The following is a 17,300-nucleotide window of genomic DNA, read 5'->3' on the forward strand; positions in this document are numbered from 1 at the left end:
TTTTTCTCAAGATTAACCATAGAATCCAGTGAAAAGGATGGCATAATCGGACCATCCTTTCACAAAAATAATTAGGTTGATCATGAGCAAAACCTTACATCATATCGTGATTGTGGGTGGTGGCGCAGGTGGTTTAGAGCTTGCAACACAGTTAGGTGAACGTTTTGGCAGACGAAAGAAAGCTAAAATTACCCTAGTCGACCAAAACCTCACTCATATTTGGAAACCTCTACTACACGAAATTGCCGCTGGCTCGCTTAACCCCCACGAAGAACAAACCAATTATTTTGCACATGCAGAAAAACATCACTTTGAGTTTGTACTCGGTAGCCTCGTCGCAGTTGATAAAGATCAAAAACAAATCACGCTTTCCCCTCCTCAGCTTTCTAAAGAACACACCCCTGTCATTCAAGATCTCAATTATGACACCTTAGTTCTCGCCGTGGGATCTGTGTCGAATGACTTTGGAACTGAAGGTGTACGTGAATATTGTCACTTCTTGGATAGCCGACAACAAGCAGATGTATTCCAACAAGATTTATTCCACCTTTATATCGGAGCTCAAAATCAGTCAACTGAACGTGCTTTAAATATCGGTATTGTTGGTGCTGGCGCTACAGGTGTTGAACTTGCTGCCGAATTGATTGAAACAACGAAAAACTTTTATCGTTACGGCTTGAAAAAAATCGACCCTAAACAAGTCAAGATCACTTTAATCGAAGCCTCAGATCGCATCTTACCCGCATTGAATGAGAAGACGGCTGCACACAGCGCCAAGCAACTCAAGAAAATGGGTATTGATGTTTTGACTGAACATAAAGTTCAAAAAGTAGATGAGTCAAACGTTTATTTTAGTAATGGTGAAGTTTTACATTCAGACATTACCGTTTGGGCTGCTGGGGTTAAAGCACCTAAAATCTTAGAAACACTTCATGACTTTAAGCGTGACAAGATTAATCGTTTGATGGTTTATGCAACACTACAAACGCAGACTGATCCAAATGTATTCGCTTTTGGTGATTGTGCAAACTGTCAGCTAGATGCTCGTCAACCACCACTCGGACCTCGTGCTCAAGTCGCTAGTCAACAAGCAACTTTTTTAGTTGACGCTATGGCAGCGCGTATTGCAAGCACACCACAACCGATGTTCAGCTTTAATGACAAAGGTTCATTGGTTTCGTTAAGTCGTAATCAGGCTGTGGGTGAACTACTCGGCGATGTTAGCGTACAAGGGTTTATTGCAAAAACCATGTACGTTTCCCTTTATCGACTACATCAAGCCAACATTCACGGCTACACACAAGCAGGCATGCTGACGATGAAAGATTTTCTAACTCGTCGTGTACGTCCAAAAATTAAGCTTTATTGAGTTGAAATCTTAAATTTCGTTCCCATTTATAACGAAATAGTTTCAAAAAGTGGAAAATAGTCAACAAAATCTATTTTTCACTTTATGATATACATCTAAATTGATTGAATGGATCAAACAACATGACTGCTATTGCAAATAACCACGTGGTTTCATTCCACTACACTTTAACAAACACTGAGGGTGAAACACTTGATCAATCTCAAGGTGAACCACTTGCATATTTGCACGGCGCAGGCAACATCATCCCTGGTCTAGAAAATGCTCTTACAGGTAAAACTGTTGGTGAAAAATTCACTGTAAACGTACCTGCTGCTGAAGGCTACGGTGAATATAACCCTGATCTAGTTCAAGAAGTTCCAGCTCAAATGTTCCAAGGCGTGGATAACATCCAAGCGGGCATGCAGTTCCAAGCTCAAACTGATGATGGCGTTCAAATCGTAACTGTTAAAGCTGTTGAAGGTGACAACGTTATCGTTGATGCAAACTTCCCATTAGCTGGTCAAGATCTTACTTTCGAAGTTGAAATCGTTGAAATTCGTGATGCGACTCAAGAAGAGTTAGATCACGGTCACGTACACGGTGTAGGTGGTCACCACCACTAATTCCTCTGTGAATTAGAACATCTCAAAAAGCAAAGCCTCGGCTTTGCTTTTTCTTCACATAAGCACCTATAAAATATAAATAATAATTTTTAAAGAACTTTATAGAATTGCTATGTCAAATACTTATCAATTAATCTGGTTCCGCCAAGACCTCCGCGTCCGTGATCAGGCAGCTTTATGGCATGCCCGTCAGAATGGTCCATGTATAGCGATTTGTATTCTGTCACCTGAACAATGGCAACGTCATGACGATGCGGATATTAAAATTGATTTTTATTTGCGCCAACTTTTAGAGCTAAAAACAGAACTTTCCAAACTACAGATCCCTTTACTCATATTTACTGTGCCTCTTTGGGATGACATTGCGGAGTTTTTTGTTGATCTCGCAGAAAAATTACCATTTGAAAATGTGTATACCAATATTGAATTTGGCTTCAATGAACTCAAACGCGATAATGAAGTACAACAAAGTTTAAATCGTCAAAAAAAAGAACTGATACTGTTTCAAGATCGAACGCTGTTTCCAGTTGCAAGTATTCGAACTCAATCGAATCTACCCTATCAAGTTTTTGGTGCTTTCAAAAAAAGTTGCTATCAACGCTTAGAACTCGGTTTACCTCAGTGTTATCCAATCCCAGAAACCCAAGCACCCATAGAGTTTGATTTTTGTCAGCTACACCAAACAGATTTACAGCACATCAAAAATCACTATGCTGACAAAATTAAAGACAAAAATGCGAGTGAATGGCGAGTGGGTGAAAAACATGCGAGAAACCTACTGAATCAGTTTGTTGAAAAACGAATTATTCAATATAACGCTTTACGGGACTACCCTTCGGTTAAAGGAACTAGTCAACTTTCTGCTTATTTAAATATTGGAATTATTTCAATTCGTCAGTGCATTCAAGCAGCATTTAGACATCAACAAGGTGATTTTGTTATCCAGTCCGAAGGACAACAAACGTGGTTAAATGAATTATTATGGCGTGAATTTTATCAACATATATTATTCGATTTTCCACAAGTTTCTAAGCACTTGCCTTTTAAAGCTGCAACACAGAATGTTCAATGGCGTGATGATAGCGAAGGTTTTGAAAAATGGAAACGAGGACAAACAGGTATTCCAATTGTTGATGCGGGTATGCGTCAACTTCTTTCTACAGGTTGGATGCACAACCGAGTTCGCATGATTTGTGCCATGTTCCTAACTAAAAATCTATTAATTGATTGGCGTAAAGGTGAACAATGGTTCATGCAAAACCTGATTGATGGCGATCTAGCTGCAAATAATGGCGGTTGGCAATGGTGTGCATCGACAGGAACTGATGCTGCTCCCTATTTCAGAATTTTTAATCCAATTAGCCAATCCCAAAAGTTTGATGAAAATGGCGTGTATATTCGACGTTGGGTCCCAGAACTGACTCAACTAGATGCTAAACGGATTCATGAGCCTTATGCCCAAAATACCGCATTGAAATTAGATTATCCCCATCCAATTGTTGACTTAAAAACCAGTAGAGAACGTGCAATTCAAGCTTTCCAAGCATTATCATAAACCAGCACAATAGCCTTCTTACACTAAAGTTAAATAATGTGTGTATGAAGGTTTATTTTCAAATAATTATGGTTCACAACGAAAACTTCGAAGAAGAATCAAAGCATTAAAATGTCAAATTATTCACATATTATAACCAAGAGATCATCACGGTATCGTTAAAATAAGTTATTTTATAAGTATGATAAGTTGATGAATCATTGAAAAATTTAGCAATAATCACAGATAAATGACTTTAATATTTTGAACAATATTGATTAATTAAGAGTAAGCCTATGTCACATTCACATCATTCAGAACTTCATGTTATGCAACGTTCAGGGTGGCTCCGTGCCGCAGTTCTTGGGGCGAATGATGGAATCATCTCCGTCACGAGTTTAGTTATGGGGGTGGCTGCAAGCGGTGTTAGTTCTCATACTTTATTGATTACCTGTATCGCAGGATTAATCTCAGGTGCTACATCTATGGCTGCAGGAGAATATATTTCGGTTAAGTCACAAGAAGATATAGAAACATCTGATCTTCGAAGAGAAGCTAAAGAACTTGAGAAAAACCCTCATGCTGAATTAAAAGAACTGACTGAAATCTATATCTCACGGGGTTTAAATCCTGAACTTGCACATGAGGTTGCAACTCAATTAACTGCACATGATGCACTTGGCGCACATGCTCGCGATGAAATTGGAATTCACGAAAATACAGCAGCAAATCCCATTCAAGCAGCATTATCTTCCGCCGCATCATTTTCATGTGGTGCAGCACTCCCCATGCTCGCTATTTTATTAAGTTCAAATGAATGGGTATCAAAAACTGTTTTAATTACGGGTGTTCTGTCTTTGGCAGTTCTAGGTGCTTTATCTAGTTATTTTGCACGCACATCGATGCTTAAAGGAAGCCTAAGAATAGTGATTTGGGGCGTGATCGCAATGGCATTTTCAAGTTGGGTAGGCTCATTATTTAATCTGCAACCCTTGTAAGATAACCATTTTATTTTGACCAATCAATCAAACTACAAATTAATAATATATCCCAAGCATCATTAAGATTTTTTTCAAAATTAGGTGTATGATGACATATAACACAAAGCCTAGTTTGATGGTCTGAATTAACCAAAGACTAACTTTCTGGTTTGAAATGTCCAATGTAGAGAAGTGTCTTGATACATCGACTTGGGATATTGTTGGCTTTTGCAACAATTGCATTACAGATCGCTGTTTTTTTACAGCCTTTATTGCCAGAGGAATATCAAATTTCCCCTGCATGCGAGACTGTTTTGCTTCTGTCTACCCAAATAAAACAAAAATTACATCTACATTCGGAACAAGTTTTACATACTGATCACCACAGTTTGCATCTAGATCAGCCTCAAGCAGATTCTCATTCTGAGCAGCACCATCACGATCTTAATCACCAATGTCCTTTTTGTTTCTTTTATGGACACTTAGTTGCACCACCCACACTTGGGATTAAAGAAGTATTCGTGCGTGTACAAGTCCGATACTTGCATTTGTATCAAGTATTTATTGGTTTCTTCTTTTCACTACAACGTCTATTTCTCATCCCTCAAGGTCGAGCCCCGCCCTCTAAGTTCTCAATGTATTCATTTATTTAATCAATTATTGAGAATGTGAGTTTATCTATGCTTAATCATTTTTCTTTTGCTGATTTTCAGCAAGAGCGTGTTACACACACCCTTAAAAAAGCACTCTTTCACTCTGTTAATCAAAATATTTTGATCAGAGAAATGGAGGATTCATCATGGATTTAGGCTTAACAGTATTATTTGCCATTTTTTAAGCATTTAAGCTATGTTGAATAAAAATGATGTAGGTATAGAATATGACTATTTTAGAATTATTAGAAATTAAACATCCCATTTTTATTTCACCGATGGCTGGTGTTTCCACACCTGAACTTGCAGCGGAGGTATCTAACCAAGGCGCTCTTGGTGCTCTTGGGTTGGGTGCAAACACACCTGAAGCAGCTAAAGAACAGATTATTAAAACTCAATCATTAACTGATAAACCTTTTCAGGTGAACTTCTTTTGTCATCAATCTGAACAGCTTGATCAAGATGTAGCACAACAATGGATCAACTACCTACGCCCTCATTTTGAGAAATTTGATGCACAACCACCCCGACAACTGAATTGTATATATCCTAGCTTTTTAGACAGCGATGATTATTTGGATATTGTTTTACAAACCCAACCCAAAGCTGTCAGTTTCCATTTCGGCATTCCCAAAGCTCATCAAATTTCTGCACTAAAACAAGCAGGAATTATCACCATGGTTTCTGCAACAAATTTAATTGAAGCCCAAGCCATTGAAGCTGCTGGTATAGATTTGATCATCGCTCAAGGTATAGAAGCTGGAGGACATCGCGGTATTTTTAATCAAGAATTTGATGCAGCTATTAAAACTTTTGATTTGGTGAGCTTAATTTCAAAACATTGCAAAATACCTGTGATTGCTGCAGGTGGTATTATGAATGGCGATCAAGCTAAACAGATGATGAAAGCGGGAGCTGTAGCTGTTCAACTTGGAACCGCATTTGTTCAATGTAAAAGTTCAAGTGCAAATGCGGCTTATCGAAAAGCATTGTTTAGTCAAAAAATCACCCAGATCAGTGCGAGTTTATCTGGTCGCCCTGCACGTGGCTTATTGGGCACATGGCATACAGAAATTGACTCACCACAGCGACCAAAAGTTCCAGCTTACCCATACACTTATGATCTAACCAAACAACTGATGGCTATTGCCAACAAACAACAAGAATTTGGCTACAATGCATTTTGGGCAGGTAGTAATGTTGCACAAATTCGTGAACTTGAAGCAGCTGATCTCATTAACCAATTGGTTTTAGAAATAAAATCATATTAAGCACTGATCAAGGCAGAATTAAAAAACCGATCTATTGAAGATCGGTTTTTTAGTGCTTATTTAATCAAGTCTAACAAGGTGTGCTGAGCATTATGTAGCTCCTCACCTTCCGCAGGTTTAGCGCGCTCCCAAACACCATCACCTTGCAATAACCATGCTTGCTGATTATCTTTCAGATAGTTAAGCAGACCTTGTTGATAAATACGTTTTTTCAATGCAGGGTCTTCAATTGGGAAACAAGCTTCAACACGGTTGAATAAATTACGATCCATCCAGTCTGCACTCGAACAATAAATACGTGGATTTCCATTATTGCTAAAGTAATAAACACGGGTATGTTCTAAGAAACGCCCAACGATCGAACGGACACGAATATTTTCTGACAAGTTCGGTAAACCAGGACGTAAACAGCAAATCGAACGAATAATTAAATCAATCTGAACACCTGCTTGAGATGCCTCATACAATTTATTGATCAATTGAACTTCAGTTATAGCATTTACTTTGACAATGATTTGAGCTGGCTTACCTGCTTTTGCATTAGTAATTTCATCATCAATATAGTTAATCAATTGAGCATGTAAAGTAAATGGAGCATGCAAGAGCTTCTTCGGCTTCGCCATTTTGCCCATGCCAGTTAACTCTTGGAATATACGATGTACGTCTTCACATAAATCTTTGTCTGTCGTCATCAAACCATAGTCCGTATAGATACGGGCATTGGTTGCATGATAATTACCTGTACCCAAATGAACATAACGGACTAGTTTATTATTCTCACGACGCACAACTAAGATCATTTTGGCATGTGTTTTGTAGCCTACGATGCCGTATACAACGACCGCACCTGCTTCTTGCAAAACGTTTGCAACCTCGATGTTTGACTCTTCATCAAAACGAGCCCGCAATTCAATTACTGCTGTGACTTCTTTGCCATTACGTGCAGCTTCAGCAAGTACCTGAACAATTTCAGAATCAGCACCACTTCGATATAAAGTCTGCTTAATTGCAAGCACTTGTGGATCACGTGCTGCTTCACGTAATAATTGAATTACAGGTGCAAAAGATTCGAATGGATGATGCAGCAAAATATCTTGCTTTTGCATCGCAGAAAACACACTTTCGGATTTCTTGAATGCTTTTGGAATAATTGGTGTGTGGGAATCATATCGTAAATGCGGACGTTTAAAATTAGACAACAAACGCGCCAAATTTACAGGCCCATCTACACGATAAAGTTGTTCTTCATTTAGATCAAATTCATCTAACAAATATTCATAGATGTGTTTTGGACAATTATGAGTTACTTCTAAACGTACAGCACGACCAAAACGACGAGAACTTAACTCACCTTTTAAGGCTTTCGCTAAGTCTTCAACATCTTCGTTAAGAGCTAAATCGGCATTACGTGTTACACGAAACTGATAACAACCCGTCGCTGTCATACCAGGGAATAAATCAGATACATGCTCATGAATAATCGCAGATAGCATGACATGATGTTCTTTTCCACCTGTCAGTTCATCAGGTAAACGAACCACACGCGGTAATGAGCGCGGTGCAGGGACGACAGCTAGATCAATTTGACGACCAAAAGCATCTTTACCTTCCAAGGTCACGATAAAGTTTAGACTTTTATTCACTAAACGAGGAAATGGATGCGCTGGATCAAGACTAATTGGCGTTAACACAGGAGCGACTTGCTCTTGAAAATACTTTTTAATCCATGCTGACTGTGCAGGTGTCAACTCACCACGGCGCAGGAAACAAATATCTTCTTCGCGCAACTTAGGTAAGATTTGTTCGTTTAGAATTCGATATTGTCGTTCAATTGCAGCATGAGCAGTCACAGAGATTTGATCTAAAACTTGCTTTGGAGTTAAGCCATCTGGTGTGCGACTTTCATTGCCCAGAGTTAACTGCTCCATCATGCCTGCAACACGGATTTCAAAAAACTCATCTAAATTGCGGGAAAAGATCAGTAAGAAATTCATACGTTCCAATAACGGATGAAGTGGGTCGACAGCCTGTTCCAAGACACGTAAATGGAAATCGAGGATGGATAATTCGCGATTAATATAACGATCGTTGTAACTATATTCTATTGGCGTTGTTGTCGTCACTGCCGTATTCATACTGAACCTTGTTATTTATGCATTCATCTACTGATAATTTAAGTATGCTGCAAATTTATGTCAATTTGGTAAAAAAGCCCAAAAATATTGAGCTTTTTTAATCGATCGGATTATTCTGGAAGCTGTGTTCCGTTCATATATCTCAATATCACACGTTTGCGATATTGCAACTTACGGTCATTACGATGATCTTGATAATACTTAGGATTTGGTAACAACGCTGCTAAAAATGCGGCCTGTTCACGTGTTAAGCTTTTTGAACTTTTACCATAATAATATTGTGTTGCAGCTTCAACCCCATAAATATTTTCACCAAATTCTACAGAGTTCATATATACCTCTAAAATTCGGCGCTTTGACCACATCCGCTCCATCATCCAAGTTGCAACTGCTTCCTGTCCTTTACGAATAAACGAACGTTGGTTGTATAAAAATAAGTTTTTTGCCAATTGTTGCGAAATCGTTGATCCACCTGCAACCACTTCACCCTTCTCATTATTACGTTCTAAAGCATGTTGGATACCTGCCCAATCGAATCCATGATGATGGACAAACTTCGCATCTTCGGCTGCAAGAATCGCGTGCTTAAAGTTGTCACTAATCTCATCATAATCTCGCCAATCTTGCTGAATTGGTTTCATATCAGACCAATAGTCCAACCGCATAAACATTGTGGTTTCAACTGGATTGGTTCTCCACCAAACTAAACTTGCAAAGATCCAAAGTTGGATGAGGAGTATCACTCCAATAATCAACATTACTGCACGTGCTAAAAAGGCTTTCATTAAAGTGCATCACTCCTAGGGCAACGAATTCATGCTAAGCTGTTTTTTATATTGATGACTAGCTTAGACACATATGACTGACATGACACCACCACAAATCAATCAAAAGTTGAGAATCCATACATGGTGGTTTACCGCATTACTTATTGCCGTCAATGTCAGTTTATTTGGTTGGCAAATTCTTTCAGGTGTGAATATTACCGACCCTTCCCCTCTTGATGCAATTGCTTGGGGTGCAGATTTTACGCCACTTACATTCTTATCTCAGCCTGAGCGCCTATTCACTAGCATGTTTTTCCATTTTGGACTCATCCATCTGATGCTAAATATGTGGGCGCTTTATATTTTTGGCAGTGTAGCTGAACAACTATTTGGTCGTTCCTATTATATAGGTATGTATTTTCTTGCTGGTTTAATGGGAAGTGTATTATCGAGTTATCTCTCGATTCGAGATGCATATGAATTGCTACAAAACTTTGATGCTGCATTATTGCCGCGTATTAGCGCAGGCGCATCAGGTGCGGTTATGGGACTCGGTGCAGCATTGACCATAATCTCATTATTGCCTCAACTCGCAAATCAACGTTTTATTCTAGATAAAAAATCATTACTCATGATTATGGCAATTAACCTTGTGTTTGGTTTCACCGTATCTGGCATCAACAATGCCGCACATATCGGTGGCATGCTGATGGGTGGTTTGTTGGCGGGCTTATGGTACCTGTCTCAAAAAACACAACGAACAGGTCTATTCCAATTTATAGCACTGCTTGTTGCAGTCTCTACTTTAAGTATCTTTTATTGGTATTGCACCCGACTCAGCACAGAACTCACTCCTTTGTGGACTGAGATTCTGCACCAAAATCAGATCAGTTTTTAAGACTGATTAATTTCTCTTAAACTTTGCAAAGGTGGTATATCACAGAGATAGCTTAAGCGATAACGACCTATCAATGTACATACCACCATCATTGTCAAAGGAAGAATAATCCAGATTTCTGGATGCCATTGAATAGCCATTTGCATTTTGTAGCTAGCGATAGCACTGATCACCTCAGCAAAAAGACACGCCACAACACCTGAGACTAATCCAATAAAACCGATTTCTAAACTCAACATGCGTTTTAATCGATTCTTAGCGATCCCAAATGATCTTAACAATGCCACTTCTCGACGACGTTCATCCATCAAGACATTTAAGCACGCAATCAAGACTAAGATACCTGACAAACCAACCAACATTGCAAGTACTGTCACGATCTGAACCAACACAGTCATCAAACGTTTCACTTCATCTAGAACACGTCCAACATCAATAAAAACAGTATTTGAAAATTGCTGAATCAACTCAACCATTTTTGCCTGATCAGTTGGCGGAACATAGAAACTACCTAAATAACTTCCTGCATTTTCATCCATCGTTTTAGGTGAAAAAATGAAAAAGAAATTGGGGCTAAAACTTTCCCATTCAACGGAGCGTAAATTAATCACCGTTGCATTCAAGCTTCCTTCAGGCAGACTAAAGCTCAGTTGATCGCCAATTTTGATTCCAAGTTCACTTGCCAATTTTTCTTCAACAGAAACTTGCCCAGTTTGAGTAAATGCTGAACGTCCTTGAGTAATCACATTATCTTTAGGGTACTCAGAGGACTGCGTAAGATTTAATTCACGACGTAATGAGTTATTTTCTTTGATCAATTCTGGAGAGAAAGCTTCACCATTTTTTGAAATCAATCGACCTCGAATATTTGGATACAACGGCGTTGAACTCCAATGATTCTGTTCCAACGATTGTTTCAACAATGGCATGTCAAATGGGGGCAGACCATACACAAATTGATTAGGTGTTCCCTCTGGAAGTTGTTGCTGCCAGCGCTCAAGTAAGTCTGTTCTCAATACACTAAGTACCGTAATTAAACTTAATCCCAGTGCAAGTGCCGTAATTTGCAATGCAGTTTGATGCGGTATCCGAACATAGGCAGATAATGGGTGCTTTAATTGTTTGATCAATTTGAGAAGCAACCAAATACCAGCATATAAGATTCCACATAGCATAAGAATGGCAGCGAGAACCATTAGGCTAAGTTGTAAATTATCACTAAGAACTAAACTAAAAATCATTAAACTGATCGTGCCGATAGCAAACATGGCTACATAGGATTTGCGTGAACGTTCTTGTTGACGAATTACGCGTATTGGTGGCGTATTTAATAACTCCCAAATACTCGGCAGTATAAAACCAATCAAAACCATTACACTGGTGAATATAGCAATCGGTAATGCCATAAGGATATCAAATACAGCAAAACTAACTTGTAGTTGCGGAATGAGCTGCAACATCAATTGCAATAATCCATAGCCTAATGCGATGCCAATCAGGCTTCCTAATACGATGGAAATAGCACTTACCAAGGCTAACAAGCCTAAATAAGCAATCAATATCTGTTTCTTACTTGAACCCAAACACCGCATCAAAGCAATATGATCTTGGTTTTGTTGTACATAACGTTGACTAGTTAAAGCAATCGCAATCCCACAAAGCAAAATAGTAAGTAAATTGGCGAGCTGTAGGAATGTATCCAAATTCTCGATTGGTTTCATTAATCGTGTATTGGACTGACTAGCATCACGCAATCGAAGTGAAGTTTGCTCTGAATTTTCTACAGATGAATTTGCATTCGGAGAGGTTTCATCCTCTTGATGCGTTTGCTGCTTATAAATCGTTTTGAATGCATTTACTTGTTCTAGCTGACCCGCCATCAATAAACGATATTCAATCCGACTCCCTACTTGTATGGCATTTGTCTTCGCAATATCCGCCTGATGAATAATAACTGTTGGTGAAAATCCAGAGAAACCTAATTCTTGATTTGAATCATGTTCAATCACGCCTGTGAAAGTAAATGTTCCATCTGCAATTGCAACTTGTTCACCTAATTTAACCTTGAGTAAATCAACTGCCCGTGGGCTTAACCAGACTTGATTTGGTTGTATTGATTTGGCTTGGGGTTCAATTTCTAACTTGCCTCGTAGAGGAAATTGATCATTGACCGCTTTGACATTGACCATGACAAATTGATTTTGGGTATGTGCCATAGAACCAAATACAGTGACTGGAGAATGCTTCAAGTTCAGCTTATTCGCTTGCTCTATCCAACTGGACTGAATCGGATGACTATCCGACAACACCAGATCAGCTCCAAGCATTTCAGCTGCTTGTAAGGTCACAGCATTTTGTACTTGAGTGTTGCTAAACTTCAAAGCCGTTGTCGCACTGATCGCCAATGAAAGTGCAATAATCAGTAAATACAAACCACCCGTTCGAAAACTTTGTATCAGTAAGGGCTTTAAAATAGAACTCATATTGCCCCCTCTGATCGAACAATCTCCTGAATCTGACCATCGATAAGTTTGACATGACGTTGACAAAGTTCAGCTAAGTTTTGATCATGCGTGACTAGAACCAATGTTGTTCCCAACTCTTTGTTTAAATCAAAAAGTAATTGTTCAATCTCTTCTGCAGTTTGCCCATCTAAATTACCTGTGGGTTCATCTGCAAAAATTAATTTAGGTTCAGCAATCAAGGCACGTGCAATAGCGACACGCTGTTGCTCACCACCAGATAAAACTTTGGGTGTTTGATGAGCCTGTCGAATCAAACCAACACGCTCTAACCATGCCAACGCTTTTTTCTCAGCATTTTTAAATTGGAAGTCTGGCTGTAAACGCATCGGCAGCATGACATTTTCTAAAGCACTCAACTGAGGAAGAAGTTGAAATGACTGAAATACAAACCCAATATTTTCTAAACGAACTTGTGCTCGCTGTTCCTCTGTTAGCTGATGTACATCTTGACCACAAACCGTCAATTCACCACTACTAGGACGATCCAAAGTCGCTAAAATCCCCAATAATGTTGACTTTCCTGAACCTGAACGTCCCGTAATTGCAATCTGCTCTCCCTGATAAATCTCCAAATCAATTTCTTTTAAAATCGTTAAATTTTGCTGATTAATTTGAATGGTTTGTGTAACTTTTCGAGCAGAAATAATCGGTTGTGGCATGATGTCACGTATCCTTTAGAACAAATTTTAAGTGCTATGCAAATATCTAAAGTTATCTTGTTCGTTTCTAAAACACTGGGAGCACTTGCAATATGTGTATTCCCGACAATCGTTTCAGCTAAGACCATATTGATTGTGGGAGATAGTCTTAGTGCAGGCTATGGAATAGATGTCAAACAAGGCTGGGTTAACTTATTACAACAACGGCTTGACCAACAGTATCCGAAAAAACACAAAGTGGTCAATGCAAGTGTAAGCGGTGAAACAACAAGCGGTGCACTTGCAAGAATGCCTAAGCTATTACAAACCTATAAGCCTGAAATTGTGGTGATTGAGCTAGGTGGTAATGATGGACTTCGAGGACAACCACCTCAAATGATCCAACGTAATCTTGCTCAGTTGGTACAACTCAGTCAAAGACAAAAGGCAACAGTTTTACTGTTTGGTATGAAGATACCACCAAATTATGGAACGGCGTATAGCACAGCGTTTGAAAAAAATTATAAAGTTGTAAGTCAGCAATACAAAGTTAAGCTTTTACCTTTCTTTTTGGAGGGTGTAGCAGGTAATAAAAATCTTATTCAAAAAGATCAAATTCATCCAAATGCTAAGGCGCAGCCGATCATGTTAAATTTAGCTTATCCATATATAAAAGGTGCCTTGTAGGCACCTTTTATAATTTAACAATCTATAACTTTATTTAGAAATCAAAAAAAGTAACTTCACCTGTCTCAAGTGAGTATTCAGCTCCAACCACGATCATTTTGCCTTTTTCGATTAAGCTTTCAAGTACAGCGGAACCATGACGCAACTGATTTACTGAAGCAAATACATTAGAGCGTACAGCATGTGCCGATAACTTTTTCAAATCATCTTTCAATTCTGTTTGCATTAAGATTTCAACAGATGGGCGTACACGGTTTACGATCGACATTAAGTTCGAAGAAGGTGCTTGATCAGGATGCTTTAAAGTATCGATCGTTGCTTGAATTGCGCCACAGTGGCTATGACCTAATACCACAACAACAGCACAATCATAACGTTCAGCAGCAAATTCAACGCTACCTACTTGAGAAGGTGCAACAATATTTCCTGCTACACGAATAACGAATAAATCACCTAAGCCTTGATCAAAAACCATCTCCGCTGGCACTCGAGAATCGGAACATCCTAAAACAATAGCAAAAGGGTTTTGTTCACTTGCCATTTCAGCACGTTCTTGGTGAGTGAGTTGCTTCTGTAGGGCGGCTTCCCCTTTCACAAAACGAGCATTACCAGCTTTTAAACGTTCTAGAGCTTCATGAGCGGTGAGCATGCTTAAATCCATCTATGATTGACATGAAAAAATAGTTTAATGTGAGGACGATAGATTGTCACTGACAAAAATAAAAACTCTCAAACATTTGGTGATCGATTTATCAAGAAAAATAAGGAAAAAATAATCATTTCATTGGCAATAATTTACAGACATCTGTTGAATATGCAAATGACTATGTTTGAAACTTCAACAATAATCGAAAGGTTTAAAAATAAATCAAGGACAGAAAAATCATGATGAATAGAAGCTTTTCCACACCAATCCGAAAAAAACTGACGGCTATCGCTTTCAGTTGCGGTCTTGCTGCAACCATGACAACAACGATGACTCAAGCCGCTGAAATCGAAATGAGTTTCCAAAATGTATTACAACAGGAACGTGCTTGGGCTGGGTTACAAAGTAAAACGCTTAAAGTTGGTGACATTACATGGTCTTATAGTGAAGGTGGTCAAGTCGGTAAACCGATTGTTGTACTTATTCATGGCTTGGCTGGTAGTCGTGATAACTGGAATCGTGTCGCGAATGCATTAACAGGCAACTATCATGTGATCATTCCTGATTTACCTGCTAGTGGCGAAACCCAAGTTCCGAAAGAATTTGATTATTCTGTACCTAATGTCACAGAAAAATTACGCCGTTTTATTGAGGCTGCAAACTTAACAGGACCTGCTCATATTGCAGGACACTCTCTAGGTGGCTCTATTGCGATGCTTTATGCGGGTCAATATCCATTTGAAACCAAGAGTTTATTTTTAGTTGATGCGGCTGGTGTCTACAAAGCTGGAAATACACCTTACTTGAAAGACCCAAATCAAATCAGAAGTATGATCGTCAGTAAAAAAGGCGACTTTAATTTCTTAATGCAGCAAGCAATGCATAACCCTCCGTTTATTCCTAAAGAAATTGCTCAAGCACAAGAAAAGATGATGATTGGACAAATAGAACAAACTCAGAAAATGGTTGACCAAATCATTGCACTCAATAAATTGTTTACACCAGACTCATTTGCCTTACTTGCTAAATCAATTGATGCACCAACACTGATTTTATGGGGCAAGCAAGATAAAATTATCAATGTTGAAGTCGCACCTGAGTTAAAATCACTTTTGAAAAACGCTCAAGCACCTGTCATCTTGGATAATGTCGGTCATATGCCGATCTTAGAAGCAGATCAGCTCGTCGTTCAACAATATCTACCGTTCTTGAGTAAAACCCAAGCCCAAAAGTCGGTGACTGCACCTACTCCTTAATCATTTATTTAGAGTCTTTATGCTTAAACACCCAATGATAGAACAACTGATTGATGCTCAACTGGACTTTTTAGATCAACAGTTTTCGCAATCAGAAACAATTCAACAAGAGTTCTCGCAGTTCTATCATTGGATACGTTTACAACAACTACAACATATTTGGTCTTTTGAACAAATTTATACCTTAATTGAAAAACAGATCTTAAATACACCTGCTAGTTCATTTTTAGTTGAACAAATTGCCGAGCACATTCGATTTGCACTTATTCATCCTTTAAATGATGAAACAACCATCGAAGAAATTATTCCTGTTTTAACGATCGATACGATTGCTCAATACGTTGCAAGTAAAAGTGGACATCGCCAACGCTTAATTAAAACGATTGTAAATAATCCTGCATTTTCTGCTCTGATTACTCAACTTATTCAACACTCTATTCAAGATTATTTGGATAATTCAGTGATGTCTAAACGTGTCCCAGGTGTTGGTCATTTCATGAAAATGGGGAAATCTGTATTAGAGACTGTGACGGACTCTAATCTAAATGACACAGTCGGCCATTATTTACAGAAGAATATTCTTAAAATTAGCCAAATGAGTGAGCGTGTGCTCAATCAGCATTTTAATGATGAAAAGCTATATCATTTCCAAGCTAATATTTGGCACAAAATTAAAGTTATGCCCGTTTCCGTGTTAAAAAATTATGTTGAAGTTCAAGATCTAACGCAAACTGTTGGTATGGGACATGAGATCTGGGATCATCTTCGTCAGACACCCTATATGAAACAACAAGTACATGATGGTGTTTACGCATGGTATGCACGCAATCAGGAGCGTACGTTTGATCAACTCCTTCGAGATCTCAATATTAATGAGAGTTTGATTCAAAATGAATTAAGTCTTTTATTAACGCCAGTGTTAAAGCGTTTGATTGACACTGGTTATTTAAGACAACGCGCACGTATTCATTTAGAGAAATTTTATTATTCTGACCAAGTAATGAACATCCTCAATCATGAACAAGGCGCCTAAGCGCCTTGTTTTTTATCATTTAAAGTTAGAAACTATATGTAAGTCCTTTGTACACGACAAAAAAAGATAACTCATTGAAATAATGGCATAATACTTGTTTTCTAACGACGAATATGATGACACATTTCAATGAGTTACATCTCATCTTAAACAAATACCTAAAGTGGAACAAGTCACATGTAAAATGTTTGGTGGTGTTTCAAAAAGTATGCTGACATTAAATGAAGCCATTATTGATGTAAAAAAAGGTTAAGTCGAAAGCTTTAAAATGGTTTTCAATCTTTTTTGAAAAATTACAACTCC

Annotated in this window: 15 protein-coding genes and 1 pseudogene; 10 read left to right on the plus strand and 6 right to left on the minus strand. The window is 38.5% G+C overall.

What is annotated here, in order from left to right:
- Positions 1-82: 82 nt before the first annotated feature.
- From ACSC97_RS04715 to ACSC97_RS04740, 6 genes are all read left to right on the plus strand, one after another.
- Positions 83-1,369, plus strand: coding sequence for an NAD(P)/FAD-dependent oxidoreductase (locus ACSC97_RS04715; RefSeq protein WP_075696706.1), 1,287 nt, complete (start codon positions 83-85; stop codon positions 1,367-1,369).
- Positions 1,370-1,491: 122 nt separating this feature from the next.
- Complete coding sequence (locus ACSC97_RS04720; protein ID WP_151738878.1) at positions 1,492-1,974, plus strand: FKBP-type peptidyl-prolyl cis-trans isomerase; 483 nt, start codon at positions 1,492-1,494, stop codon at positions 1,972-1,974.
- A gap of 112 nt (positions 1,975-2,086) precedes the next feature.
- Complete coding sequence (locus tag ACSC97_RS04725) at positions 2,087-3,529, plus strand: cryptochrome/photolyase family protein (RefSeq protein ID WP_436659532.1); 1,443 nt, start codon at positions 2,087-2,089, stop codon at positions 3,527-3,529.
- 275 nt (positions 3,530-3,804) lie between these two features.
- On the plus strand, positions 3,805-4,506 hold the full coding sequence (locus tag ACSC97_RS04730; protein ID WP_112986968.1) for a VIT1/CCC1 transporter family protein: 702 nt from the start codon (positions 3,805-3,807) through the stop codon (positions 4,504-4,506).
- 203 nt (positions 4,507-4,709) lie between these two features.
- Positions 4,710-5,141: a DUF2946 domain-containing protein gene (locus tag ACSC97_RS04735; RefSeq protein ID WP_112986967.1), complete on the plus strand. Its 432-nt coding sequence runs from the start codon at positions 4,710-4,712 to the stop codon at positions 5,139-5,141.
- Positions 5,142-5,368: 227 nt separating this feature from the next.
- A complete protein-coding gene (locus ACSC97_RS04740; protein ID WP_436659535.1) occupies positions 5,369-6,412 on the plus strand; it encodes an NAD(P)H-dependent flavin oxidoreductase in 1,044 nt (347 codons plus the stop codon).
- Between the two features lie 56 nt (positions 6,413-6,468).
- Here ACSC97_RS04740 and ppk1 read toward each other — a convergent pair whose 3' ends face one another.
- Together ppk1 and mtgA are read right to left on the minus strand one after the other, a co-directional pair.
- Complete coding sequence (gene ppk1 / locus ACSC97_RS04745; protein ID WP_436659537.1) at positions 6,469-8,547, minus strand: polyphosphate kinase 1; 2,079 nt, start codon at positions 8,545-8,547, stop codon at positions 6,469-6,471.
- A 110-nt stretch (positions 8,548-8,657) separates the two neighbouring features.
- Positions 8,658-9,332: a monofunctional biosynthetic peptidoglycan transglycosylase gene (mtgA, locus tag ACSC97_RS04750; protein ID WP_004912643.1), complete on the minus strand. Its 675-nt coding sequence runs from the start codon at positions 9,330-9,332 to the stop codon at positions 8,658-8,660.
- A 73-nt stretch (positions 9,333-9,405) separates the two neighbouring features.
- Here mtgA and ACSC97_RS04755 point away from each other — a divergent pair, with 73 nt between their 5' ends.
- On the plus strand, positions 9,406-10,212 hold the full coding sequence (locus tag ACSC97_RS04755) for a rhomboid family intramembrane serine protease (RefSeq protein WP_416702061.1): 807 nt from the start codon (positions 9,406-9,408) through the stop codon (positions 10,210-10,212).
- On the opposite strand, the gene ACSC97_RS04760 is transcribed toward ACSC97_RS04755, so the two are convergent.
- Entirely contained in the window at positions 10,209-12,695 is a 2,487-nt protein-coding gene (locus ACSC97_RS04760; RefSeq protein ID WP_436659541.1) for an ABC transporter permease, read from the minus strand. The genes ACSC97_RS04755 and ACSC97_RS04760 overlap by 4 nt on opposite strands.
- A complete protein-coding gene (locus tag ACSC97_RS04765) occupies positions 12,692-13,396 on the minus strand; it encodes an ABC transporter ATP-binding protein (RefSeq protein ID WP_416702066.1) in 705 nt (234 codons plus the stop codon). The genes ACSC97_RS04760 and ACSC97_RS04765 overlap by 4 nt, the downstream gene beginning before the upstream one ends.
- 42 nt (positions 13,397-13,438) lie before the next feature.
- On the opposite strand from ACSC97_RS04765, the gene ACSC97_RS04770 reads away from it, so the two are divergent.
- On the plus strand, positions 13,439-14,062 hold the full coding sequence (locus ACSC97_RS04770; RefSeq protein WP_171065609.1) for an arylesterase: 624 nt from the start codon (positions 13,439-13,441) through the stop codon (positions 14,060-14,062).
- Between the two features lie 34 nt (positions 14,063-14,096).
- Here ACSC97_RS04770 and ACSC97_RS04775 read toward each other — a convergent pair whose 3' ends face one another.
- Positions 14,097-14,711, minus strand: a complete 615-nt coding sequence (locus ACSC97_RS04775; protein WP_004912657.1) for a carbonic anhydrase — start codon at positions 14,709-14,711, stop codon at positions 14,097-14,099.
- A 236-nt stretch (positions 14,712-14,947) separates the two neighbouring features.
- Between ACSC97_RS04775 and ACSC97_RS04780 the strand changes: the two genes are divergently transcribed.
- Together ACSC97_RS04780 and ACSC97_RS04785 are read left to right on the plus strand one after the other, a co-directional pair.
- Positions 14,948-15,964 (plus strand): alpha/beta fold hydrolase, encoded by a 1,017-nt coding sequence (locus ACSC97_RS04780; protein WP_436659544.1) that lies wholly within the window; start codon positions 14,948-14,950, stop codon positions 15,962-15,964.
- Positions 15,965-15,983: 19 nt separating this feature from the next.
- The gene (locus ACSC97_RS04785; protein ID WP_280094782.1) at positions 15,984-16,997 is read left to right on the plus strand and encodes a hypothetical protein; all 1,014 of its coding nucleotides are present in this window, start codon (positions 15,984-15,986) and stop codon (positions 16,995-16,997) included.
- 217 nt (positions 16,998-17,214) lie between these two features.
- On the opposite strand, the pseudogene ACSC97_RS04790 reads toward ACSC97_RS04785, so the two are convergent.
- A pseudogene (locus tag ACSC97_RS04790) lies at positions 17,215-17,300 on the minus strand (IS1 family transposase); the annotation flags it as partial.

The sequence above is a fragment of the Acinetobacter sp. P1(2025) genome, assembly GCF_051390655.1.
GTDB classification, from domain to species: domain Bacteria; phylum Pseudomonadota; class Gammaproteobacteria; order Pseudomonadales; family Moraxellaceae; genus Acinetobacter; species Acinetobacter junii.